1 protein-coding gene is annotated in these 887 nt (G+C 46.4%); it reads right to left on the bottom strand.

All coding sequences use genetic code 11. From position 1 onward, the window contains the following. Positions 1-311 (bottom strand): reverse transcriptase N-terminal domain-containing protein (locus AN394_RS21145; RefSeq protein ID WP_200910032.1); only part of this gene is annotated, 311 nt, incomplete at its 3' end. Positions 312-887: the final 576 nt, after the last annotated feature.

The raw sequence follows: 887 nt of genomic DNA on the forward strand, positions 1-887 counted from the left end.
GCTTGATAAGCCTTTCTGCTCAATTGATTGACTGCTTTCATGCGGCGCGTATCCGTATTCCAGATGACGCCGTCTATTCCGGGCGTTTTACTGCCTTTGTTTTGTGATACTCGCTTAACAGCAAGAAGTCTTGCCGAATGCGAGTGAGTCAGTATCCACTGCAACGCTTTCGCTTTGCCGTGTTTACTTTCTCTTGTTGCTTTTGCAATACGCATCTGAAGCTTTAAAACGTGTGACTCAACAGTTTTCCAATTTATGGATTGCCATTGAGCACTGTCAGGAGAGGCACTAATCTCTTTTGAAATCATCATTTGCGTTTCTCCTTGAATAAAGTTCTTCAAATTCTCTTGCAAAGGAAGACCAGTCGGAAGTCAGCTCACTTTCGTGCCAGACAGACGTCTGTATCTGCATCATTACAATCCAGCCTTTGCTTTCTCCAACATCCTCTACCTGCATCACTATCGGCTATATAAGCTTTCCCAAAGGGAGTGATACAGGCTTACCGTGTTCCGTATGTTGCGCAATGTCAGGTTAGATGCCCGCTATAGTGCGGAGAGTTCAGTGATCACGAAAGAGCATGGGGCAATCTCTTTCCGACTCTCGTGCCTTTTGGCTACAGCGTATTAACCACTTCCGCTGTTTCATCGTATAACGCACCTTACGCGGATTCACTTATGTTCATCATACTGACTGCCTAGCACTCACCCGATTTGTGGTTATCAGGAGGATCGTCCTCTCACGATTAAGATCCCGATTGGCGCATACCAACCTTCGTTACATTGTCAGAGCCGCTACTTTATTCAGGCTCCTAGGATCATCTGGTGATACAGATGGTTCACTCATTAAGCGGTGAACAGCGCTTCATACGACTTCACGTCGCACGCCCC

The sequence above is a fragment of the Pseudoalteromonas sp. P1-26 genome (assembly GCF_001401795.1).
Classification (GTDB): Bacteria; Pseudomonadota; Gammaproteobacteria; order Enterobacterales; family Alteromonadaceae; genus Pseudoalteromonas.